This window comes from Streptomyces sp. NPDC014727 (assembly GCF_043083485.1).
Lineage (GTDB): Bacteria > Actinomycetota > Actinomycetes > Streptomycetales > Streptomycetaceae > Streptomyces.
Genome location: NZ_JBIBYR010000014.1, coordinates 163636 through 186840, shown reverse-complemented (window position 1 = coordinate 186840; position 23205 = coordinate 163636). Strand labels below are relative to the sequence as shown.

General features: G+C 70.5%; 21 protein-coding genes. 1 reads left to right on the top strand and 20 read right to left on the bottom strand.

Going from position 1 to position 23205, the window contains the following annotated elements; all coding sequences use genetic code 11:
• Positions 1-3: 3 nt before the first annotated feature.
• Positions 4-831 carry an enoyl-CoA hydratase family protein gene (locus ACF1B9_RS22875; RefSeq protein ID WP_376209943.1) on the bottom strand — a complete coding sequence of 276 codons (828 nt, stop codon included), beginning with the start codon at positions 829-831 and terminating at the stop codon, positions 4-6.
• 226 nt (positions 832-1057) lie between these two features.
• Here ACF1B9_RS22875 and ACF1B9_RS22870 point away from each other — a divergent pair, with 226 nt between their 5' ends.
• Positions 1058-1489 carry an ATP-binding protein gene (locus ACF1B9_RS22870; protein ID WP_365693067.1) on the top strand — a complete coding sequence of 144 codons (432 nt, stop codon included), beginning with the start codon at positions 1058-1060 and terminating at the stop codon, positions 1487-1489.
• Here the strand turns inward: ACF1B9_RS22870 and ACF1B9_RS22865 are convergent.
• From ACF1B9_RS22865 to ACF1B9_RS22775, 19 genes are all read right to left on the bottom strand, one after another.
• Positions 1480-2967, bottom strand: a complete 1488-nt coding sequence (locus ACF1B9_RS22865) for an amino acid permease (RefSeq protein WP_391743369.1) — start codon at positions 2965-2967, stop codon at positions 1480-1482. The two genes, ACF1B9_RS22870 and ACF1B9_RS22865, sit on opposite strands and share 10 nt — an antisense overlap.
• 156 nt (positions 2968-3123) lie before the next feature.
• Entirely contained in the window at positions 3124-4140 is a 1017-nt protein-coding gene (gene argF, locus ACF1B9_RS22860) for an ornithine carbamoyltransferase (RefSeq protein ID WP_391743367.1), read from the bottom strand.
• Between the two features lie 112 nt (positions 4141-4252).
• Positions 4253-5488, bottom strand: a complete 1236-nt coding sequence (locus ACF1B9_RS22855) for an arginine deiminase (protein WP_391743365.1) — start codon at positions 5486-5488, stop codon at positions 4253-4255.
• Between the two features lie 93 nt (positions 5489-5581).
• Positions 5582-8155, bottom strand: a complete 2574-nt coding sequence (locus tag ACF1B9_RS22850; RefSeq protein WP_391743364.1) for a polynucleotide kinase-phosphatase — start codon at positions 8153-8155, stop codon at positions 5582-5584.
• Complete coding sequence (locus ACF1B9_RS22845) at positions 8152-9687, bottom strand: 3' terminal RNA ribose 2'-O-methyltransferase Hen1 (RefSeq protein WP_391743363.1); 1536 nt, start codon at positions 9685-9687, stop codon at positions 8152-8154. The genes ACF1B9_RS22850 and ACF1B9_RS22845 overlap by 4 nt, the downstream gene beginning before the upstream one ends.
• A 52-nt stretch (positions 9688-9739) precedes the next feature.
• Entirely contained in the window at positions 9740-10705 is a 966-nt protein-coding gene (gene mmuM / locus ACF1B9_RS22840) for a homocysteine S-methyltransferase (RefSeq protein WP_391743362.1), read from the bottom strand.
• A 78-nt stretch (positions 10706-10783) separates the two neighbouring features.
• Positions 10784-11707, bottom strand: coding sequence for an LLM class F420-dependent oxidoreductase (locus ACF1B9_RS22835; RefSeq protein WP_391743360.1), 924 nt, complete (start codon positions 11705-11707; stop codon positions 10784-10786).
• 146 nt (positions 11708-11853) lie between these two features.
• Positions 11854-12390, bottom strand: a complete 537-nt coding sequence (locus ACF1B9_RS22830) for a DUF6099 family protein (RefSeq protein WP_351075045.1) — start codon at positions 12388-12390, stop codon at positions 11854-11856.
• 124 nt (positions 12391-12514) lie between these two features.
• Positions 12515-12883, bottom strand: coding sequence for a nucleotide pyrophosphohydrolase (locus ACF1B9_RS22825; RefSeq protein WP_391743359.1), 369 nt, complete (start codon positions 12881-12883; stop codon positions 12515-12517).
• On the bottom strand, positions 12880-14166 hold the full coding sequence (locus ACF1B9_RS22820) for an ATP-binding protein (protein ID WP_391743358.1): 1287 nt from the start codon (positions 14164-14166) through the stop codon (positions 12880-12882). Before ACF1B9_RS22820 ends, ACF1B9_RS22825 begins: the two co-directional genes overlap by 4 nt.
• A gap of 189 nt (positions 14167-14355) precedes the next feature.
• Entirely contained in the window at positions 14356-14754 is a 399-nt protein-coding gene (locus ACF1B9_RS22815; RefSeq protein ID WP_351075050.1) for a cell division protein SepF, read from the bottom strand.
• Between the two features lie 104 nt (positions 14755-14858).
• Positions 14859-16133: a cytochrome P450 gene (locus tag ACF1B9_RS22810; RefSeq protein WP_391743356.1), complete on the bottom strand. Its 1275-nt coding sequence runs from the start codon at positions 16131-16133 to the stop codon at positions 14859-14861.
• Entirely contained in the window at positions 16130-16744 is a 615-nt protein-coding gene (locus ACF1B9_RS22805) for an ATP/GTP-binding protein (protein WP_391743354.1), read from the bottom strand. The genes ACF1B9_RS22810 and ACF1B9_RS22805 overlap by 4 nt, the downstream gene beginning before the upstream one ends.
• Positions 16722-17075: a DUF742 domain-containing protein gene (locus ACF1B9_RS22800; protein WP_391743352.1), complete on the bottom strand. Its 354-nt coding sequence runs from the start codon at positions 17073-17075 to the stop codon at positions 16722-16724. Before ACF1B9_RS22800 ends, ACF1B9_RS22805 begins: the two co-directional genes overlap by 23 nt.
• The gene (locus ACF1B9_RS22795; RefSeq protein ID WP_391743351.1) at positions 17072-17497 is read right to left on the bottom strand and encodes a roadblock/LC7 domain-containing protein; all 426 of its coding nucleotides are present in this window, start codon (positions 17495-17497) and stop codon (positions 17072-17074) included. The genes ACF1B9_RS22800 and ACF1B9_RS22795 overlap by 4 nt, the downstream gene beginning before the upstream one ends.
• Positions 17494-18846 (bottom strand): ATP-binding protein, encoded by a 1353-nt coding sequence (locus ACF1B9_RS22790; protein ID WP_391743349.1) that lies wholly within the window; start codon positions 18844-18846, stop codon positions 17494-17496. The genes ACF1B9_RS22795 and ACF1B9_RS22790 overlap by 4 nt, the downstream gene beginning before the upstream one ends.
• A 62-nt stretch (positions 18847-18908) precedes the next feature.
• On the bottom strand, positions 18909-19910 hold the full coding sequence (locus tag ACF1B9_RS22785; RefSeq protein ID WP_391743348.1) for an MBL fold metallo-hydrolase: 1002 nt from the start codon (positions 19908-19910) through the stop codon (positions 18909-18911).
• A gap of 337 nt (positions 19911-20247) precedes the next feature.
• On the bottom strand, positions 20248-21420 hold the full coding sequence (locus ACF1B9_RS22780) for a Gfo/Idh/MocA family protein (RefSeq protein ID WP_391743346.1): 1173 nt from the start codon (positions 21418-21420) through the stop codon (positions 20248-20250).
• A 105-nt stretch (positions 21421-21525) separates the two neighbouring features.
• Positions 21526-23166: a hypothetical protein gene (locus ACF1B9_RS22775; protein WP_391743344.1), complete on the bottom strand. Its 1641-nt coding sequence runs from the start codon at positions 23164-23166 to the stop codon at positions 21526-21528.
• Positions 23167-23205 lie beyond the last annotated feature (39 nt).

Genomic DNA, 23205 nt, shown 5'->3' with positions numbered 1-23205 from the left:
GCGCTACCGGCCTTGCCACTTCGGTGGCCGCTTCTCGGTGAAGGCGGCGTGGAATTCGGCGTAGTCGTCGCCGTGCATCAGCAGGGCCTGGGTGGCGGCGTCCATTTCGACCGCGGCGGCGAGCGGCATGTCGAGTTCGGCGGTGAGCAGCGCCTTGGTCTGGGCGAGGGCGAGGGCCGGTCCGTCGGCCAGGCGGCGGGCGAGCGCTGCCGCACGTGCGTCGGCCTGGCCTTCTTCGGTCAGCTCGCTGATCAGGCCGATCCGTTCCGCTTCGGGGGCGCGGACCGGTTCGCCGAGCATCAGCAGCCGGGTGGCATGGCCGAGGCCGACGACGCGCGGCAGCAGGTAGGCGGCGCCCATGTCGCCGCCGGAGAGGCCGACCTTGGTGAAGAGGAAGGCGAAGCGGGCGGACGGATCGGCGATCCGGAAGTCGGCGGCCAGTGCGAGAACCGCACCCGCGCCCGCGGCCACGCCGTGTACGGCGGCGATGACGGGGAAGGGGGTTTCACGTAGGGCCCGGACCACCTGCCCGGTCATGCGGTTGAAATCCAGGAGCTGGGCGGTGTCCATGGCGAGTGTCGCGCCGATGATGTCGTCGACATCTCCGCCGGAACAGAATCCGCGGCCCTGACCCGCGAGCACCAGCGCGCGCACGGAACGTTCGCGGGACAGTTCGGCAAGCAGGTCGCGCAGGTCGGCGTAGGCGCCGAAGGTGAGCGCGTTGAGTTTCTCCGGCCGGGCGAGGGTGACGGTGGCAACGCCGTCGTCCGTCGTCAGCCGCAGGTGACGCCAGTCATCCGTATGGGGGGCGGAGCTGGGAAACGGGCTCATGGAGGGGGCTCCCCTTCAGCCGTCGGGCTGCTACCTGCAGCCGAACTTATCACTCGTACGTGACTTCCGTCACGAGCACGCAATAGGTGGAGCGTGAGAGCGTATGCCGAACGTCCCCTTCGTACCGGTCGACAGACCCTTGTCTCTGTTGTTGCACTTCGTAAGGTTGAATCCCGGAAGTACTGCCTTCCAGAAAGCCCACGATCTCCGGAACGGAAACCATGCTGTGCCCACCGATGTCCCCCTTCCCGCCTCCTGGCGGATCGCGCTACCGCACACGACGGCGGCCGTACCGGTGGCCCGCGCCCTGATCCGTACGGCCCTGGCGGACATCGAAGCACCCGCGGATTCGGACACCGCCGAGCTTCTCACCGCCGAACTGGTCGCCAACGCGGTGGAGCACACCCGCAGCGACGAGCCCATCGAGCTGGTGGTGGAGCTGCTGCCGACCGGCTGCCAGGTGGAGGTGCACGACCGCGACCCGGCCCCGCCGGGCGATCTCTCCCACCCGGAGCCGGGCAGCGTGCCGGACCCCTGGCAGGAGCACGGCCGGGGTCTGCTGCTGATCCGTACCCTCAGCTCGTCCTGCGGTCACCGCACGACGGAGCAGGGCAAGGCGGTGTGGTTCACCCTGCCGTCCCGCACGCCTCAGAGCTGACCGGCCCCGTCCCGGCCCGTCCCCGCGGCGGCCAGCCGGGAGCGATTGCGGCCGTAGCAGGTGTACACCCCGGCGCCGACGATCAGGAAGACGGCGAACTGCACCCAGGTCGTCCAGCCCGTCCCGTACATCAGATAGAGGCAGAAGCCGACGCCCAGGACCGGGCCCAGTGGATGGAGCGGCGCCCGGAACGAGCCCCTGACCTCCGGGTTGCGGCGGCGCAGCACGATCACCGCGATGTTCACCGCGACCATGGTGGCGAGCGTGCCGATGGTCGTCAGGTTCACCACCACGTCGAGCGACGAGAAGGCCGCCGGGACCGCGAAGACGACCGCCACGATCCAGGTGTTGGCGACGGGGGTCGCCGTCCGCGGCGAGACCCGCTCGAAGACCCGCGGGATCAGACCGTCGCGGCTCATCGACATCAGGATGCGGGTCTGGCCGTACATCACCGCGAGCACGACGGACGCGATCGCGACGACCGCCCCGAAGGCGATGACCCCGCCGCCGACGGTCGAGCCGGTCACCTGGTTGACGACGATGGAGAGCGCGGCCGGCTTGTCGGCGACGGCCCCCGGGCCGATGGCGCCGATGGCCGCGAGCGCGACGGCGCAGTACAGCAGGGTGACCAGGCCGATGCAGATCATGATCGCGATCGGAACGTTCCGTCGCGGATTCTTGACCTCCTCGCCCGCGGTGGTGATGGCGTCGAAACCGATGTACGAGAAGAACGCCAGCGAGGCACCGGCAGTGACCCCGCCCGCGCCGTGGGCGGCGAACGGCGTGAGATTCCCGTGCTCGAAGGCGGTGAAGGCGATGCCGCAGAACAGCATCAGAATGGTGATCTTGAGAACCGCCATCGCGGCGGTGGCCCCCGCGCTCTCCCGGACGCCGCGCACCAGCAGGGTCGCGGCCATCATGACCACCACGACGGCGGGCAGATTGATCACGCCGCCGTCGCCCGGGCCGGCCGAGAGGGCGAGGGGCAGTTGGAAGCCGAAGAGGCTGTTCAGCAACTCGTTGACGTACTGACTCCAGCCGACGGCGACCGCGGAGACCGAGACGCCGTACTCCAGCAGCAGACACCAGCCGACGAGGAACGCGACGCGCTCACCGAGCGTCGCGTAGGCGAAGGAGTACGAACTGCCGGACACCGGGATGGCGCTGCCCAGCTCGGCGAAGGAGAGCGCGGTGAAGATGCAGGTGACCGCTGCGAGCACGAAGGACAGCACGACGGCGGGGCCCGCCTCGGCGACGCTGTCGGAGAGACCGACGAAGATGCCGGTGCCGACGACGGCGCCGACACCGAAGCACACCAGCTGGAAGAGCCCCATGGTGCGCTTGAGGCCATGCCCCTCCAGGTCGGCGCCGGACTCGGCGATCAGCTGGTGGGGGTTCTTGATGCGTGGGCCGGACGAGCGCGGGGGGCTCGATGGGCGGAGCGGACTCACGGGACGGTCTCTTCTCTGGTGGAGCATGTGGGGGGCGCGTGCCCAGGGCCTGTGGGGGACTCCGGGCGCCGGTGACGCACACGAAAATGGGGTTCGAGCGTGCGAGCTCGAACCCCACCGAGAGGCAACATATTAGTCGCCTCAGCGCATGTTCACCCAATCAGGTGCATGATCATGCAGTGGTCAGCCCGTGGTCGCCGGAGTGGCCAGGGTTGCCACCAGAACGGCCTTGATCGTGTGCATCCGGTTCTCCGCCTCGTCGAAGACGACCGAGTGCGCGGACTCGAAGACCTCGTCGGTGACTTCCAGCTCCGTCAGCCCGTGGGCGGCCTCGATCTCCCGCCCGACCTTGGTGCCGAGGTCGTGGAAGGCCGGGAGGCAGTGCAGGAACTTCACGCCGCCGTTGCCGGTGGCGCGCAGGACGTCCATGGTCACGGCGTACGGCGCGAGGGCCTCGATGCGCTCGCCCCAGACCTCCTTGGGTTCCCCCATGGAGACCCAGACGTCCGTGGCGACGAAGTCCGCGCCCCGCACGCCCTCGGTGATGTCCTCGGTGAGCGTGACGGTCGCTCCGCTCGCCCCGGCCAGCCGACGGGCCTCGGTGACGATCTCCTCGGCCGGCCAGTACGCCTTCGGCGCGACGATCCGCACGTCCATACCCAGCAGTGCGCCCGTGACCAGGTAGGAGTTGCCCATGTTGAAGCGGGCGTCGCCGAGGTAGGCGAAGGCGATCCGCTCCAGCGGCTTCTCGCTGTGCTCGGTCATGGTGAGGACGTCGGCGAGCATCTGGGTCGGGTGCCAGTCGTCGGTGAGTCCGTTGAACACCGGGACGCCGCCGTAGGCCGCCAGTTCCTCGACGGCCGCCTGGCTGTCGCCGCGGTACTCGATACCGTCGAACATCCGGCCGAGGACGCGAGCGGTGTCCTTCACCGATTCCTTGTGCCCCATCTGCGAGCCGGAGGGGTCGAGGTAGGTCGTGGAGGCACCCTGGTCGGCCGCGGCCACCTCGAAGGCGCAGCGGGTGCGGGTCGAGGTCTTCTCGAAGATCAGCGCGATGTTCCTGCCGCGCAGCCGCTGCACTTCGGTCCCCGACTTCTTGGCGGCCTTGAGTTCGGCCGCGAGGTCGATCAGGCCGCGGAACTCCTCGGCCGTGAAGTCCAGCTCCTTGAGGAAGTGGCGGCCTGCGAGGTCTATGGCCATGGGACTGCTCCTGGGTAGGGCGGGGATCGCACGTACGGTAACCCTGGAAGTCTATACGACACCATGCATCGCTATACGAAGCATTCCCCCTGCGCGGGTGCATGCGTCCCGGTCACCGGACCGGGTCGCGCACCACGGGGCAGCTCATGCAGCGGGGGCCGCCCCGGCCACGACCGAGCTCGCTGCCGGGGATCTCGATGACCTCGATGCCCTCTTTGCGTAGATAGGTGTTGGTGGTGGCGTTGCGCTCGTACGCGACGACGACACCCGTCTCGACCGCCAGCACGTTGCAGCCGTCGTCCCACTGCTCGCGCTGGGCCGAGTGCACGTCCTGCGTCGCGGTCAGAACCCGGATGGAGTCCAGCCCGAGGGCGTGCGCGATCGCGTGGTGCATGTGCTCGGGCCGATGGTCGGTGACCTTCAGGTCCCTCGGACCGTCACCGGGTTCGATGGTGTACGAGCGGAGCATGCCCAGACCCGCGTACTGGGTGAAGGTGTCGCCGTCGATCATGGTCATGACCGTGTCGAGATGCATGAACGCCCGGCGCTTGGGCATGTCGAGCGCCACGATCGTGTGTGCCGATCCGGCGTCGAACAGTCCGCGGGCCAGCATCTCCACCGCCTGCGGGGTGGTGCGCTCGCTCATCCCGATGAGTACCGCGCCCCGGCCGATGACCAGGACGTCGCCGCCCTCGATGGTGGAGGGGTAGTCGTCCTGCCCCTCCGACCAGTGGTGGAAGGCACCCGCGTCGGGGCCGGTGAACAGGGGGTGGTGGCGGTAGATCGCCTCGAAGTGGACGGTCTCGCGCTGGCGGGCCGGCCAGCGCATCGCGTTGATGGACACCCCGTCGTATATCCAGGCCGAGGTGTCCCGGGTGAAGAGATGGTTCGGCAGCGGACCCAGCAGGAAGTCGTCCAGGTCCATCACATGGAAGCGGACGGAGGTCGGCTCACTGTGCCGTTCCAGGAACTCCCGCTTGGTCATCCCGCCGACCAGGGCCTCGGCCAGTTCCCCGCTCGGCAACTCCTCGAAGGCGGCCCGCAGATGCTCCGTGGCGAGCGGGCCGTACTCCTTCTCCGCGAAGACCCGGTCCAGGACGAGCCGTCTGGCCACGGGGATCTCCAGCGACTCGCGGAGCAGATCACCGAAGAGGTGCACCTCCACGCCTCGGTCGCGCAGCACGTCCGCGAAGCCGTCGTGTTCCTGGCGGGCGCGGCGCACCCAGAGCACGTCGTCGAACAGGAGCGCGTCCTTGTTGCCGGGGGTGAGCCGCTTCAGTTCCAGATCGGGGCGGTGCAGGATGACGCGGCGCAGCCGCCCGGCCTCGGAGTCGACATGGAATCCCATGACTCCATCCTCACCGTGCGGAGCGCCGTTCACCCGGCGAATCGCCAGCGGGTTTTCCGATGATCGCACCGAAACCCCCGCCGACGACACGACCTACAACCGCGGGTCGACCGGCTCCGACTCCAGGGCCAGCACCGCGAACACCGCCTCGTGGACCCGCCACAGCGGCTCCCCGTCGGCCAGCCGGTCCAGGGCTTCGAGCCCCAGCGCGTACTCCCGGAGCGCCAACGACCGCTTGTGGCCGAGGAACCGGCCGCGCAGCCGCTCCAGATTCTCCGGGCGGGTGTACTCGGGGCCGTAGATGATCCGGAGGTACTCCCGGCCGCGCACCTTGATGCCCGGCTGGACCAGCCTGCCCCTGTCGTCGCGTACGAGCGCGGCGAGCGGCTTGACCACCATGCCTTCGCCGCCGCGTCCGGTCATCTCCAGCCACCAGTCGATACCGGAACGCACCGAGGCCTCGTCACCGGTGTCGACGACGAGCCGGCGGGTGACCTGGAGCAGCCCGGTCGGATCGTGCTCGACCAGCCGGTCGAGCCAGGCCAGCTGCTCGTCGTGCGGGACGGCGGCCAGCGAGCGGCCTCGCACGGCGAGGATCTGGAACGGCGCGAGTCGCACCCCCTCCAGTTCCCGGGTGCTCCAGCAGTAGCGGCGGTAGGCCTCGGTGAAGGCGGCCGCGTCCTCGGCCCGGCCTCGCTGGCGGTCCGCGAGAGCGCCCACCTCCACGCCGCGGGCCGCCGCTGCCGCGAGGGCCGCGCCGGCCGCCGGGAAGACGGCTCCGGATGCCGCGCCGACCGCGGCGTACTGCGAGCGCAGCAGCCCGGCCGCCTTGAGGGACCACGGCATCAGCTCGGCGTCGAGCAGGACCCAGTCGGTGTCCCAATCCTCCCAGAGTCCGGCGGCGGTGACGGCGGTGCGCAGCCTGCCGAGGATCACCTCGGTGAGTGCGGCGTCGTCGAGGAACGGCCGACCGGTGCGGGTGTACAGCGCCCCGGTCGGGCTGCCCGCACCTCCGGAGGCGTCGGAGGAGTCCCCCACCCCGAACCGCTCACGGGCGGCGTCCGCGTCCCGGCAGACCAGCGCCACCGCGCGCGAGCCCATGTGCTTCTCCTCGCACACGACCTCGGTCACGCCGTCCGCCCGGTACTGGGCGAAGGCCTCGGCCGGATGCTCCAGATAACCGTCCACGTGCGAGGTGGCGGTGGGCGCCATGGTCGGCGGGAGGTAGCCCAGCAGCCGCGGGTCGACGGCGAACCGGCTCATGACTTCGAGCGCCGCCGCGGCGTTCTCCTCACGGACCGAGACACGGCCCATGTGCCGGGTCTCCACGATCCGGCGGCCGTGCACGTCCGCGATGTCCAGCGGCCGGCCCTCCCGGCCACCGGGTGCCTCCTGGTGGAGCGGCTTGACCGGCTCGTACCAGACCCGCTCGGCGGGTACGTCGACGAGCTCGCGCTCCGGCCAGCGCAGCGCGGTCATCTTCCCGCCGAAGACCACACCGGTGTCCAGGCAGATGGTGTTGTTGAGCCAGGAGGTGCTGGGCACCGGGGTGTGACCGTAGACCACGGCGGCACGGCCGCGGTACTCCTCGGCCCACGGGTAGCGCACCGGCAGTCCGAACTCGTCGGTCTCGCCGGTGGTGTCCCCGTACAGCGCGTGCGAACGGACCCGCCCGGAGGTGCGCCCGTGGTATTTCTCGGGCAGTCCGGCGTGGCAGACGACGAGTCCTCCCCCGTCGAGCACGTAGTGGCTGACGAGCCCGTCGATGAACTCCCGCACCCGCTCGCGGAAGGCGGGGTCCTTCTCGTCCTGCCGCTCCAGCTGCTCGATCGTCTCGGCGAGTCCATGGGTGTGCTGGACCTTGCGGCCCTTGAGGTAGCGCCCGAGCTTGTTCTCGTGGTTGCCCGGTACGCACAGGGCGTTGCCCGCCGACACCATGGACATGACGCGGCGCAGTACCCCGGGGCTGTCGGGGCCGCGGTCCACGAGGTCGCCGACGAAGACCGCCGTACGCCCTTCGGGGTGCGCGCCGTCGACGTAGCCGAGCTTGCCGAGCAGGGCTTCCAGCTCGGAGCTGCAGCCGTGGATGTCGCCGATGATGTCGAACGGGCCGGTGAGGTGGCGCAGGTCGTTGTAACGGCGCTCCAGCACCACTTCGGCTTGCTCCACCTCCTCCTCGCTCCGCAGGATGTGCACCTTGCGGAAGCCCTCGCGCTCCAGACCGCGCAGCGAGCGCCGCAGTTCGCGGCAGTGGCGCTGGATGACGTGGCGCGGCATGTCTGCTCGGTCGGGGCGGGTCGCGTTGCGTGCGACACAGACCTCTTCGGGCAGGTCGAGGACGATCGCGATCGGCAGCACGTCGTGGCTTCGGGCCAGTTGGACGAGCTGTCTGCGGCTCTCGGACTGGACGCTGGTGGCGTCCACGACGGTCAGCCGTCCGGCGGCGAGCCGCTTGCCGGCGATGTAGTGCAGGACGTCGAAGGCGTCACGGCTGGCGCCCTGGTCGTTCTCGTCGTCGGCGACGAGGCCGCGGCAGAAGTCCGAGGAGATGATCTCCGTGGGCTTGAAGTGCGCACGGGCGAAGGTGGACTTGCCGGAGCCGCTGGCTCCGATGAGGACCACGAGGGAGAGGTCGGTCACCGGCAGTTTGCGCGAAGTACTGGTCATGCGGCTTTCGCCTCCTTCCCGGTCTCGTTCATGGACTCGTTCGTGCTCGGATTCCCGGACCCGTCCCTGCTGCGGCTCGGGGACCCGTCGGCTGCGGTCATCGTGAACACAGCCATCTGTGTGGGCGGCCCCACCTCGGGGTCGTCGGGCCCCACGGGGACGAATTCGGCCCCGTACCCATGTCGCTGCGCCACCTCCCGGGCCCAGGCACGGAACTCGGCCCTGGTCCACTCGAACCGATGGTCGCCGTGGCGCACATGCCCGGCCGGGAGGCTCTCCCAGCGCACGTTGTACTCGACGTTCGGCGTCGTCACGAGCACGGTCCGCGGCCGGGCCGAACCGAACACGGCGTACTCCAGCGCGGGCAGCCTCGGCAGGTCGAGATGTTCGATGACCTCGCTGAGCACGGCCGCGTCGTACCCCTTGAGCCGCTTGTCGGTGTAGGTGAGCGAGCCCTGCTGAAGCGTGACCCGTCCGGCCTGCCGCTCCCCCATCCGGTCCAGCTTCAGCCGCCGCGAGGCGATGGTGAGCGCGCGCATGGAGACATCGACGCCCACGATCTGTGTGAAGCCCGCGTCCTTGAGCAGTGCCTGCACCAACTGGCCCTGGCCGCAGCCCAGGTCGAGGACCCGGTTCGCGCCGGCGGCGCGCAGTGCGTCGAGGATCGCGGTGCGCCGCTGCTCGGCGAGCGGCAGTGGCTGCTCCTCAGTGTCGGTCGTCTCGTCCACGGCGTTGTCGATGCTCTCGACGTCGAGGTCGTCCGACTCGGCGAGCCGCACCAGTTCGAGCCGCTGCATCGCCTGCCGGGTCAGTCCCCAGCGCCGGGACAGATAGCGGCTGGTGATCAGCTTCTGCTCGGGGTGGGCGGCCAGCCAGCCCTCACCGGCCCGCAGCAGCTTGTCCACCTCGTCCGGAGCGACCCAGTAGTGCTTGGCGTCGTCGAGCACCGGCAGCAGGACGTACAGCTGCCGCAACGCGTCCGCCAGTCGCAACTCGCCTTCCAGGACCAGCCGTACGTACCGTGAGTCCCCCCACTCCGGGAACCGCTCGTCCAGCGGCACGGCCACGGCGTCCACGCTCGTCCAGCCGAGCGGCCCGAAGAGCTTGCGTACCAGTTCCGCTCCGCCGCGCGCCGGCAGTGCGGGTACCTCGATTCGCAGCGGAAGCGCCGCCTGCGCACGTTCGGGCCGTGCACGGCACACACCGTTCAACGCGGACTTGAAGACGGCGCTCATCGCCACGGAAAGCAGCGAGGAGGCCGCGTACGGGCGATCGTTGACGTACTGCGCGAGTGCCGCGTCGGGGGCGCCGCCCCGGCCCTTGCCCTTGCCGCGCCGCACCAGCGCCACGGGATCCACCTCCAGCAGGAGCGCCGCGGTGCAGCGCTCGGCGGATGCCTCGGGATAGAAGACATGCGCGGTGCCGTGGGAGGTGGAGAACGTCTGCGCCTTCTCGGGGTGCTTGTGCAGCAGAAAGCCGAGGTCGGTCGCGGGACGCTCCGGATTGCCGGTGGTACTGATCGTCAGGAACACACGTCCGAGTATGGTCCGGTTCACTCGCCCCCCACCAGGTATTTTCGCGTGTCTACGGCTCGGTCGTCCCTCCTCTCCCGTCGCCCTCCGTCGCTCCGCCGAGCAGCCCGGCCAGCTCCGCGACGGTCTCCGGGCCGACTCGGCAGCAGCCGCCCACCAGCCGGGCGCCGGCGTGCTGCCAGGCCCGTACTCTCCCGGGATCGAACGTGGGGTCGCCGACCCACCTCCGGCCCCCGGCATCCCACCGTTCACCGCTGTTCGGATAGACGACGACCGGTTTGCCGGCCACCTCCGCCGCCTGCCGCACCGCCTCGTCCGCATCCGCCGGGTCACAGCAGTTCACCCCGACGGCCAGCACCCGGTCGCGTCCCGTGGCGACGGCGAAAGCCGTCTCCAGCGGCTGCCCCGCCCTGGTCCGGTCCCCCGACACGCTGTACGAGAGCCAGACGGGCAGCCCGCACGCTTCGACGGCCCGCAGCAACGCCTCGGCCTCGTCGATGTCCGGCACCGTCTCCAGCGCCAGCACATCGGGCCCGGCGGCGGCCAATGCCTCGACCCGGGGCCGGTGGAACCGCTCCAGCTCCCGGACGGAGAGCCCGTAGCGGCCCCGGTATTCGCTGCCGTCCGCCAGCACCGCCCCATAGGGCCCCACCGAGGCGGCGACCCAGACCTCCCGCGCCACCCCGCCTGCGGCCCGCCGCGCCAGCCGCACACTGCGGGCGAACAGTTCAGCGGCCCCGGCACGCCCGATGCCCCTTCGCTCGAACCCCTCGAAGCTCGCCTGGTAACTGGCCGTGATGAGCACCTGTGCGCCCGCCCGCACATAGGCCCTGTGAGCCGCCTCGATCTGCTCCGGTCCGTCGGCCAGCAGCCGGGCCGACCACAGGGCGTCGGACAGATCGCAGCCCTGCGCCTCCAACTGGTTGGAGAGACCGCCGTCGAGCAGCACCACCCCCTCGGACAGGGCACGGTCGAGCGCACGGGCAGGCGGGCCATCGGTCGGCGAGACGGGCTCCATGGCCGACTCCCTCCCGAGCCTGGTGTTGAACCGGCTCGCGTGTGCGGCGTGCGGTGGCCGGTCTCCCGGCCCACCGGCTCAGGTGAGCTGGGACTGGACCTGCGAGGAGATCAGCTCCAGGTGTTCCAGGTCGTCCAGGTCCAGGATCTGGAGGTAGATCCGGGACGACCCGATCGCGCCGTAGCGGCCGATCTTGTCGACCACCTCGGCCGGCGAGCCCGCGAGGCCGTTCGCCTTCAGTTCCTCCACTTCACGGCCGATGGCGGAGGCCCGGCGCGCCACCTCGGCGTCGTTCCTGCCCACGCAGACCACCAGGGCATTGGAGTACACCAGGTCGTCCGGTCCGCGGCCGGCCGCCTTGGCCGCCTCCCTGACCCGGCCGAACTGCTTCTCGCTGTCCCTCAGCGACGCGAACGGGATGTTGAACTCGTCCGCGTACCGTGCCGCCAGCCGCGGTGTACGCGTCGCACCGTGGCCGCCGATCAGGACCGGCATCCTGGCCTGCGCCGGCTTGGGCAGCGCGGGTGAATCGGTCAGCTGGTAGTACGTGCCGTCGAAGCTGAACGTCTCGCCGATCCCGGTCCCCCACAGCCCGGTGATGATTTCCAGCTGCTCCTCCAGCCTGCCGAACTTCTCCTTGGGGAACGGAATGCCGTAGGCCTTGTGCTCCTCCTCGAACCAGCCCGCGCCGAGGCCGAGCTCGACACGTCCGCCGGACATCCGGTCGACCTGCGCGACCTGGATGGCGAGCACGCCGGGGAGCCGGAAGGTCCCCGCGGTCATCAACGTGCCGAGCCGGATCCGCTTGGTCTCGCGCGCCAGCCCGGCCAGAGTGATCCATGCGTCGGTCGGGCCCGGCAGCCCGTCCCCGGGTCCCATGCGGAGGTAGTGGTCGGACCGGTAGAAGGCGTCGAAGCCGAGGTCCTCGGTCGCCTTGGCGACGGTGAGCAGGGTGTCGTAGTCGGCCCCTTGCTGGGGCTCGGTGAAGATTCGAAGATCCATGCATCCATCCTGCACCTCCGAACGCCGCTCGCTCCGCCCCTCCCTCCCACCCGCCGCCACCGTGGAAGTCCCGCACGGTCACGCCCCTCCGGTCCGAGACGTCTCGCCCCCGCCCCTGCCGTCGTCGCTTCCGCGGTCCCGCGCCGTCACGGCCGGCCCGCCGCCGAGCCCGCCGGTCCACGGACCGTGTCGTACGGGCCGTCGCGCCCCCGGCCGCGCTCCAGATCCTGCTGCCGTTCCCGGTCCTGCTCGTCGAGACGACGGAGCATTCCGTGCACCCGGTCCATGGACTCGTCGGCCGCGTCGATCGCCTCCATGCACTGCCAGTAGAGCCCCTGCTCGTCGGTCTCGCAGGCCACCCCGACCAGGGCCATCCCCACCTCCCCGAGCAAGGCGCCCAGCCCCGTCAGTGTCGCCCGTGGTTCGACGAGCTCGGAAAGCTGCGCGGCCCGCGCCACCCCGGCCCGCGCCGCCGGGTGGTCCAGCGCGCCACCGCACCTCCCGCCGATCTCGCTGAGTCCCCGTGCCTCGCCCCGTAACTCCTTGGGGCCGTCGGCCGCCAGTCGGCTGCCGATCGCCTGAGCGAGCGCCTGGGCCTGCCATGCCTCCGCGATGATGTCCGGCGTACCCCGGCTCTGCGCCAGAGCGCGCCGACTGACCCCTACAAGCCGCTCCGCTTCCATGCGTTGCCCCCGTCCGTACGAAAAGCCGCTCAACTCATTCATTACCCACAGTGAGGGCGTCGGTACCGAAAAGCCAGGGGAATTCGGAAATCTGTGGACACGAAGCCAACTGTGAATAAGTTGATCACTCCGAAGAGTGACGATCCTCGGATTCACGAGGCTCCGAGCGCTCCGAAACCGGGAATCTGGCCTCATTCCGGTCGATCTTCTCCGACAGCGCCGCCAGCACGTCGATCCCCAACACCTCGCAGAACTGCAGCAGATACGCGAGGACATCCGCGACCTCGTCCGCCACCCGGTGCGCCGTCTCGGGCCTCTCCATCACCCTTGCCGACTGCTCGGGCGTCAACCACTGGAAGATTTCGACCAGTTCGGACGCCTCGACGCTCAGTGCCGCCGCAAGGTTCTTCGGGGTGTGGTACTGCCCCCAGTCCCGTGCGGCCGCGAACGCGGCGAGCCGCTGCTGCAGGGCCCGTACATCAAGTTCTGTCACGGTTCCAGGTCTACCACCGTCACCCCGGGCGTCTCCCGGGCCCGTACCGCACCCGGTTCCGTGATCGTCCCCACCAGCCTGAGGTGCCCGGCCGCCCCGACCGGTACCGCCAGAGCCAGCAGTTCGCGCAACTGCCGTCCGTCCAGGTCACGATCGAGCCCGTCGGCCAGCACGGTGAGGGTCTGCATGGCCGCCGGCACCTCGCCCGCCGCATCCACCGCCAGCACCTCGGGGCCGTTGAGCAGCACCAGGGCCAGTGCGAGATATCTCAACTCGCTGTCGCCGAGCCGGCCGACCGGTGTGACGCCTCCGTCGCCGCGCCCCACCGTCGCGCGCAGCAATCCGTCGGCGAGCCGCTCGACGCCCAGTGCGGTGACCGGCCGCGCACATCCGGCCTGAGCGGCCGCGACCAGCCGGGCATGGCGTTGGCCGCACTGCGTGTACGTACGCTCCAGCACCGCCGCGAGGTTGTCGCAGCTCCGACGCAGCCGGCCGTCGCCCGCAGGGACCGGGGCCCGCATCCGCGGCGGCTGCGGTTCACAGGCGAAGACCGACCGCAGGGCCACGACCATCTGTTCAGCGGCGGCCAGGACCTGTAATTGCCCCTCGGTCCTGCCCGCCACCCGCAGCGGGAGCAGGGACGTTCCGAGGCGGTCGTCCGGCAGCGGGGCGCGTGTCACCGGGACCGCCCCCGCGGTGTACCAGGCCGCCTGGACCATCGAGCGCCCCGGATCGCGCAGGGCGGTCGACAGCAGGGTCTCGCCGCCGCCGGTGAGACGTTCTCCGACGATTCGGAGCGTGGGCTCCGCCTGGACGGCGACATCGAGCCGCACCGGGCCCGCCGGACCGTCCGCCGTGCAGCCGATCCGGAATCCGCGACGGCCCTGCGCATCGGCCGTGGCGCCTTCCGGCACACACCCCGCAGGGTCGGGGAACACCTCGTCGAGCGCGTCCCCGGCGCCCAGCCGGGCCAGAGCCTCGTACGCCCGCAACACATTCGACTTGCCGCTGCCGCCGGGCCCGGCGAAGAGTGTGACCGGGCCGATGGGGAAGGCGGCACCCCGGTGCGAGGCGTAGGCGGACAATCGCAGTTCCGTGACGACGGGCCCGGCGGAACGGACAGGTCCGCCGGAACGCGAAGCGGCCCGCGGGCCGACCTGCGTACCGGAAATCGGTGAGGCGGCGCCGGGCGTGAGGGTGCTGCCCACCATCGCGGGAGCGGGACCAGGACCGGTCGTGCCGGTGGGGGGCGACGGGGTGGTCCCCGGGCGGAGTGCACTCATGGGCGGACCGTAAGCAGGCCGTGGACCGGAGAACCGTTCCGCCTTGACGACCTTCCTACGATCGGGCTAAGCCCATGCGGCAAGCCCGCGCGAACCGCATCCCCACGGTCGGGGGCGTCCAGGGTCGTCATGCCCCTCCCGGCCCTCGTCCGTCCCGACCCGACGGTCGCCACCGGCCCGAGGACCCGCCTACGGGCCGGGTACGCCCGCCGCCGTGACCCCCTCGACCTCCATGCCGACCGGTGACAGCAGGAAGACGTTCCGGTCGACCCGGTGCATCCCGCTGCCGAGTCCGAAGACGACCCCGCTGGTGAAGTCCAGGATGCGCTTGGCCACATCCGTCTCCGCGCCCGTCAGATCGAGCAGCACCGGGACCTGTGCGACCAGATACTCCGCCACCTCCCGTGCGTCCGCGAAGACCTGGACCCGCAGCACGACGAGGCGCCGCTGTTCGGCTTCCGCTCCTTCATCGGGGACCGTACGGTGATCGACCCTGGACGGCCACTCGTTGCGGCTGCGCAGAGGTACGACCTGGGCAAGCCCCTCCCACTGCTCGTCCGTGACGTCGTACCTGTCGTACCTGCTCACCGGACCACCCCGTCTGTGCTTCGGTCGGCGTTGCGCCGGCTGCGCTCGCTGTTCATCGGGCAATTCTCTCGTCCCTCACCCGTTCGGCGTACCACCGACACGGTTCATGGGCTGATCGACACCGCCGAAGACCCGTCCGACGCGCCGTCCGAGGCTTCGCGCCGGTCCGTTTCCGCCGTCATGTCGACGGGGGTGAAACGTACCGGAAGCCGCACCAGTGCACGGTGGAACGGTCCCGGCCGCCACGTCAGTCCACTGACCGGAACATCCAGTTCCACGTCGCACAGCTGACTGGTGAGCTGTTCGATCGCGGTCATGGCGATGAGCAGTGCCGGCTGCTTGGCGGGGCACCGGTGCGGCCCGGCCGACCAGGCCAGATGAGCGCTGGTACCGGAGCCGACCCCGGGGTCCGAAAGACCGGGCGGGGACTGGCTGTTGGCGGCGGCGTAGGAGACCAGGAGCAACTGGCCGGCACGCAGACGGACGCCGTGGAACTCCGTGTCGCGGCGAGGGTAGTGGGCCGCCAGATTGGCCAGCGGCGGGTCCTGCCAGAGGACCTCGTCGATCGCCTCGTACGCCGTCATCGCGCCGCCGTGCAGCGAGCCGGTGTCACGCGTGTCGGTGAGCATGTGCAGCAGCGCGTTGCCGATCAGATTGGTCGTCGGGTCGTGGCCCGCGCTCATGATCAGAGTGATCTGACGCACAGTCTCGTCATTGTCCAGATCGGCCGGGTGCGCGAGGAGGTACGAGGTGAGATCGCGGCGCGGACGGGCGCGCCGGTCGGCGACGAGGTCGGTGACGACCTCGACGAGATCGGCGTACGCCGTGGCGGCGTCCTCGGCGGAGTTGAACATGCCGCCGATGCCGTTGACGATCCGTTCGCCGTCGCCGGGCGGTACGCCGAACCAGGTGACGAAGACGTGCAACGGAAGCCGCCGGGCGTACTGGGCGATCAGGTCGCCGCTTCCGGTGGCGGCGAATGCGCGGATGAGTCGCCGGGCGACCCGGGCGACCTCTGCCCGCAGGATGTGCGGCTCGATCAGGGCGAGGCTGTCGTTGATGGCGTCGCGGTAGCGGGCGTGCACGTCGCCGTCGCTGAAGAGCGCGGTGGGACGGTAGCCGAGCATGGGCAGGACCGGCGAGTCCTCGGGGACGGTGGCCTGCCAGGCGCGCGGGTCCTTGGTGAAGGTGTGGGTGTCGCGCAGCAGGTCGACGGCCGCCTGGTAGTCGGTGACCAGCAGGGCGTCGATGCCGGGGGCGAGCCGGACGGGGGCGAGAGGGCCGTGCGCGCGCAGGCGCCGGTAGTGGCTCTGCGGGTCGGCGGCGAAGTCCGGGCCGTACAGCGCGAGGGGCTGCGGCGGCTGTACGGGCGATCTCATGACGCGTCCTCTGGCCGGGGCAATCGGGTCAGCACGTGCTCGGCCAGCGCGATCAACGCGTCGATGCTGCCGCTGCGTTCGCGGGCGTCGCACTGCACGAGCGGGGTCTCGGGGGCGAGGTCGAGATGTTTGCGCAGGACCTCGTCGGTGTGGGCGGGGGCGTCGGGGAAGCGGTTGACGGCGACGGCGTACGGCAGTCCTTGCTCCTCGACCATGTCCATGACCGCGAAGGAGTCGGCGAGCCTGCGGGTGTCGACCAGGACGAGGGCGCCGAGCGCGCCGCGCGCGATGTCCTCCCAGAGCGGGAGGAACCGCTGCTGGCCCGGGGTGCCGAACATGTAGAGCACCAGGTCGTCCAGGACGGTGAGCCGGCCGAAGTCGATGGCGACGGTGGTCGTGGTCTTGTCCGGCAGCCCCGCGGTGTCGTCGAACCGGGTGCTGGACTGGGTCATCGCCTCTTCGGTGTGGAGCGTGGCGATCTCCGACAAGGTGCGGATCAGGGTGGTCTTGCCCACGCCGAAGGGACCCGTGACGACGAGCTTCATCAGGGTCCGGGCGGCAGGTGGCAGATAGCCGATGCCGGTGCGGTCAGTGGAGGGAGCGGAGTCCAACGAGCAGCCTCTCGACGAGCGACCGGTCGATCTCCCCGGCGCTGGGGATGGGCGGTCGGATGTGCAGATGTCCGGCGGCCGCGAGGTCCGTGGCCAGGAAGACGGTGGCGCTGACCGGCAGGTCCAGGTGGGCCGCGCATTCGACGACGGTGAGCGCGCCCGGTTCGAGCAGCTCGCACAGCCCGCGCTGCTCCGAGCCGGTGTCCGGGGGCAGGTTCGTGCCGGTGCGCACGAGTACGGCGAGCCGGTCGAGGGCGGGACCGGCGGGCCGGGTCCGGCCGCCGGTGACGAGATAGGCGGGGATCAGACGGCGTCCGGGGCCGGGGGTCATGGCCGGGCGGTGGTGTCCGGTTGGCGGGCGGGTGCGTTCATGGCCCGGGTCAGGGCGGTGACCTGCACCTGCATCTGGTAGGCGATGTCGCCGAGCTTCGCTCCGGGTTCCGCGAACAGGGCGAGGGTGGTGTTGTTCCCGGCCGGTACGACGATGGCGAAGCCCTGGTCGGACTCGACGACCGTCTGGGCCGGGCGCGGCGCCTCGACGCCCGTGAAGGCCGTGGTGAACGCGCGGGCCGCGGCGTGCAGCGTGGCGGTCATGGCGGCGACCCGTTCGCCGGACGCCCGGTCCAGGCCGGGCGACGCGCCCTCGACGAGGCCGTCGCCGGTGGCGACCACCGCGTGCTGGACCCCGGGCAGCTCCAGCAGGGGGGTCAGCACCCAGGCAAGGTCACCGGTGGTGGGGGTGGGGGCGCTCACGTCTCGTCGTCTCCTTGGTCGTCGTGGTCGTCCGGATGGTGGTCGTCCGTTGCCGGTGCGGTTGGCCGGCCGGCGACGCTCCTGCCGTTGAGGGTGCCCTGTTGGAGTGCCGCCCAGGAAGCCTCGGCCTGTTCGGGTGTACGGGACACCTTTTCCCGGCCCCCGGTGTCGGCGGCGGGCGCGGACCCGGCCGGGGTCGGCCGGGGTGACCGTCGGCGTCGGCTGGGCAGTTCGACGGGGTGCGGTGATGGGTCGGGGTCCGGCGCGGCGGGGGCCGGGGCGGGCCGGGAGGCCTGGGTCTGCACCGGCTTCGGGGCGAGGGCGGAGAGGCCGTGGTCGTCCTCCAGCACGGTCAGCAGATGGGCGGGGACGCGCAGGATCGTACGCATCCCGCCGAACGGTGACGCCTCGATGTGGCAGTGGAAGCCGTACTGCACGACGAGTCGGCCGACGACGGCGAAACCGGTCTGCGGTGGGTCGCCGAGCTCGGTCAGGAGCACTTCGGACGGACCGGCCAGCAGGGCGCGGGCCCGGTCGAGCGCGTCGTCGTCCATGCCGATGCCCGCGTCGTCGACGACCAGGAACGCGCCACGGCCGCCGCTCTGCTGGACGGTCACCTGAACATCGGTGTCGGGGTGCGAGTACGCGGTGGCGTTGGCCAGCAGTTCGGCGAGCGCGATCGCGAGGGGCTCCGCGGCGCGGGCGACGAGCGCGAGCCGTTCGTCGCGCAGGTGATTGGCGACCTTGATCCGCTCGTAGCCCGCGACCCGGGACTGGGCGCCGAGCACGACCTCCACCAGCGGCGAGTTCTGGCGGGCGAGGCCCGGCCAGGCGTCGCAGAGCACGGCGGTGGACTGGGTGCGCCGCAGCGCCAGTTCGTTACGGAAGTCCAGCCGCAGGATCCGCGGGTCGTCGTATTCGTGCTGGAGCTCGTGCAGCAGTTGCTGGGACTGGTTGAGCAGGGACTGGATCTTGGCGGAGGTGCCGCGCATCGCGGCGCGGGCGGCCGCGTCGACGCGGCCGCGCTCCTCGACGACCGCCGCGCGGGCCGCCTGAACGGCCTCGGTGAGCAGCCGGGCGGAATCGCCGTCGACCCCGGCCGCCTCCCGCAGTCCCGGGACCGGGGCGGAGGGGTGGGAGAGGGCGAGCGCGGCGGCCGGTATTCGCTTGTGGGCCAGCTGCCGGATCTCCTCGATGAGGGCAGCAGTACGTGCCTCGGCGGACTTCGACTGCCGTTCGGCCAGCTCGGCGCGGGCCACGGCCAAGTGCTCCGAGCGCACCGCGTTCTGCGCGCGGACCGCTGCCGCCACGGCCGCAGCGACGGCGATCACCGCCACGATCCATCCCATGCCGTCACCGCGTTTCTGTCGTCGGGTCGGTCTTCCAGCCCAAGCGGCGGCGGAAGCTCCGCCTACTGCTGCGCCGGACCGGCCGGCTCACGGGACTGTTCCATTTCCTGGGCGAGCACGGCGACATCGGTCATCACCTGGAGCACTCCGGGCAGTTCGGTGTCGTCGAGCTGCCGGTACTCGCTGCCGATGGTCACCACCAGCCGTTCGGGGAGCCCGAGCTCCGGGTGGCGTCCCTCCCCGATGACCCGGCGGGCCGCCTCGAGCGCGGGGACCCCGGCCGCGTGGAAGGCGTGGGCGCGCTCGCGCACGTACTCCAGGTACACGATGTGATCGCGCACCCCGGCCGGGTCGAGGACGGGTCCGTGTCCCGGCACGATGATCTCGGCGCCGGTGGCCAGGATCCGCTCGCAGGCCGCGATGACATTGCTCAGCGGTCCCGCCCAGTGCACGGGGTGGTCGCCGGGCCGGTCCGGTGTGGAGGAGAAGATGATGTCCCCGCTGAACACGGCGCGCTGCGCGGGCAGATGGACCATCAAATCGCCGGTGGTGTGCGCGGACGGCAGGGCGGAGAGCTGGACCGGGAACTCCCCCAGGGTCAGTTCGAGCTCCCCGGTGAAGTAGGTGGTCGGCTGCACCGGCTCGGTCCGCGACCAGTCGAAGGGGCCGAAGTGACGTCCGAGGTAGGCCCCGAGCGCGGTGGCCCGGTCCCCGTCGGCGACGAGTGCGTGCTGCTGCTGCGGGGTGGGCTCGTAGTGGATGTGTTCCCGGGCCTCGCGGGTCGCGATGATCTCCGCGTCGGGGAGCACGCCCGCCCCCCAGAAGTGGTCACCGTTGGCGTGCGTGACGATCACCCGGTCGATGGAGACACCGTCGGGCAGCCGCTTCACGGATTCGGCCAGGAACTGGGCGGCCAGCATGGTGTCGTAAGGGGTGTCGACCCAGAGGGCGCCACGGGGCGAGACGAGCAGACCGCAGTTCGCCAGCCCCCAGCCCCGTTTCGGCGGGAGCCATGCGTACAGGCCCCGCCCCAGGTCAACGACGTCTCCACCGGTGATCGACATGGACGCGATTATGCCGACCACGATCCGGCCATGCGTTCGAACTCGGCCACCATAAGGTCCCATTGGCGTGAAATCGCTGCTCGCGCCACTCGGCACCGACGGCTCGGTGACCCTGTGAGACCAGCACCCCGCACCCGCGCAGGGCGCCTTCCGGACGAACGCCCCCAATTCACCCAGGGCCACCACGCACCGCCCTGGTCTCCTTCCGGGGCCCCGCCAAACGAGAATACGCCGATTACCCACCGAGCATGGCCGAAAACAATCGCACCAGGACCTCCGGCGGTGGCGCCCGACAGCGCTGTCACCGGAGGTCCCGAAACGTCTCCAGCCGCTCCTGTCAGCGGACCTGGCCGCGTTCGAAGTAGGCGATCAGCTCCGGGTCGAGGGCCGGCACGTCGTACGGCGCACCGCCCTCACGCAGGGAACGCGTCGCGAGCACACCGGCGGCGACGCTCATCCGGGCGGCGACCGGCGAGGTGTCGGTGACGCCCCCCTCACGCACGAACCGGCAGAACTCCTCCATGATCCGGGTGTCCCCGCCGCCGTGCGAACCGCCGGCGTCCGGCACCCGGTAGGTGATGTCGGCGTCGCCGCGGTATCCGCTGGGCCCGGTGTTCCAGACCTTGACCTCGTCACCGGGGCCGTCACCGAAGTTCTCCAGTCGGCCCTCGGTGCCGATGACGGTGTAGTTCCGCCAGTAGTCCGGGGTGAAGTGGCACTGCTGGTAGGCGGCCACGACGCCGTTGTCGAGCTGCATGTTCATCACCGAGACGTCCTCGACGTCCACGATGTGGTGCAGATCCTTACGGGCCGTCGGCGGCCAGTCGAACTCGCGCAACCAGTTCGCCGGGCGCGGGGTGTCGGGCTCGCGGCGCGGCAGGTCGCCGTACACCAGGAGGTCGCCGAGCGCGTTGACGCGGCGGGTGTAGCCGCCGGCCAGCCAGTGCAGGACGTCGATGTCGTGGGCGGCCTTCTGGAGCAGCAGGCCGGTGGTGCGGGTCCGGTCGGCGTGCCAGTCCTTGAAGTAGTAGTCACCGCCGTAGCCGACGAAGTGCCGCACCCACACGGCCTTGGGCTCACCGATGTCGCCGCGGGCGATGATGTCGCGCATCAGCCGCACGACGCCCATGTGGCGCATGTTGTGCCCGACGTACAACCGGGTTCCGGTCTCGTACGCGGCGCGCAGGACGTTGTCGCAGCTCTCGACGGTGATACCGAGCGGCTTCTCGACGAAGACCGCCTTGCCGGCCCGGAGCGCGTCGATGGCGATGGTCTCGTGGGTGTCGTCCGGGGTGGCGACGATGACCGCGTCGAGGTCGTCCCGGTCGAGGAGCTCCTTGTAGTCCTCGACCGCGACATCGGTGCCGAAGCGCTCGGCCTCACGTCGGCGCACCTCGGGGTCGAGGTCGCAGACGGCGGTGATCGCCGATCCCTCCGAGGGGTGGTGGGCGGACATCGCGATGGAACGGCGCAGGCCGAGCCCGATGACGCCGAGTCGCAGGTCTGACACGGTGGTCCCTTCTGTCTGTGCTGGTGGTACGGGCGTGTGCGCGGTGATGGAGCGGACGGGTCCGCACAGGTGGGTGCGGCCCCGTCCGCGGTGATGCGACCGCGACTACTTGCCGGCGAGCGAGGCCTCGTACTCGGCGCGCATCTTGTCACCGCCACCGGAGCGCCACTTGCGCAGCTCCTCCTTGTAGGCGGAGATCGGCTTGCGGCCCGCGATGATGTCCTTCTGGACGTCGCTCATCGCCGTGGTGAGCGAGGCGCCCTTGCTGGTGTACGTGTCGGAGAAGTGGCCGCTGACCGGGCTGGACTGGTTGATCTTGAGGAGCTCCTGCTGCCAGCCGTGGATCCGGCCGGCCAGCTCCGCCTTGCCGGGCAGGTAGATGTACTCGGGGCCGGCGGCCAGGAAGGCGAGCGGCATGGCGGTGGTGACCGCCTCGGCGTTGCCCTTGTCGGTGAGCTCGACGTCACCGGCGGACGTACGGGTGAAGTGCTTGCCCTCGATGCCGTTGTCGAGGAAGAGCCGCTCCTCGGTGCCGAAGGGCGCGGCCAGGTAGTCGAGCACGCCCAGCAGCATCTTGACCCGCTTGTCGTCGGCCTTCTTGCTGATGGCGGTGTAGCCGACGGAGCCGTATCCCATGCTGTACCGCGGGTTCGCACCGGGCTTGGCGGCGAAGGGCACGATGACACCGAACGGGAAATCGTACGTCTTGACGTCCACGAGGAAGCTGGGGAAGGACTGCACGTAGGCGCCCAGCGAGCCCTGCGCCATCTTCTCCATGGTGGTGGAGAGATTGGGATCGGGCCAGAAGAGACCGGCCTTGGCCACCTTGACGCCGAACGCCAGGGCCTCCTGGTACTCCTCGGTCTCGTACATGTGGGTGAGCTTGCCGCCCTCCAGCCGCCAGCTCGCGGGGGCGCCGAACCACTGGCCGAACATGCCGACATGGTTCACGTACGCCGGCTCCAGGACGTACTTGTTGCGCTTCGCGTCGAGAAGCTCCTTGCCCTTGGCCAGAAAGTCCTCGGCGCTGGTGAACTCGGCTCCGCCGACCGGCTTCCAGAAGTCCTCGTTGACGACGTAGACCTGGCCCATGGAGCCGTAGGCGACGGTGACGCCGCGGATCTTGCCGTTGATCACGGCGGTCTTCCAGGCGGTGGTCGGCAGGTTCGCCAGGTTGGGGTAGGCCTTGACCGCGTCGCCGGACAGATACGGCGTGAGGTCGTGGAACTTGGCGTCGAGCAGTTCGGGCACCCGCTGGATGCCCTGGTTCGGGGGGAACCAGACCAGGTCGGGGATGTCGCCGCTGGCCATCATGGCGTTGAACTTGGTGAGGTAGGCGTCGACGCCCTGGTCGACGACGATCGTCATGTCGAACCGCGACCCGAGACGCTTGTTCAGCTCCTGCCAGTAGGCGTTCTTGGCCTGCGGCGGCGCGGGCGTGGTGAACGTCTCGGTGAGGGCCGTGATGCGGCTGCCGTCGCCGGGCGCCTTGGCCACGGACCTGGTGAGCTTCTTCGGGTAGCGCAGATACGTGGCGTCCAGCCCGGCCGCGTTGCCCGCGAGGTCGGCCGGAGCGGTCTGCGCGGCGACGTACGTCGGGAGCTTCAGCTTGGCGGACGCCTTGGCTCCGCCCTTGCTGACGGTGGCGCCGCTGCCGCACGCGGTCAGGGACGTCAGACCGGCCACGGTCAGGCCGGCGATCCCCGCCGCGCCCATGAAACCGCGCCTGGACAAGTTGGTGGACATGCGGGTGCTCCTTGAAGTGTGTGAAGTGCGTGGGGCGAT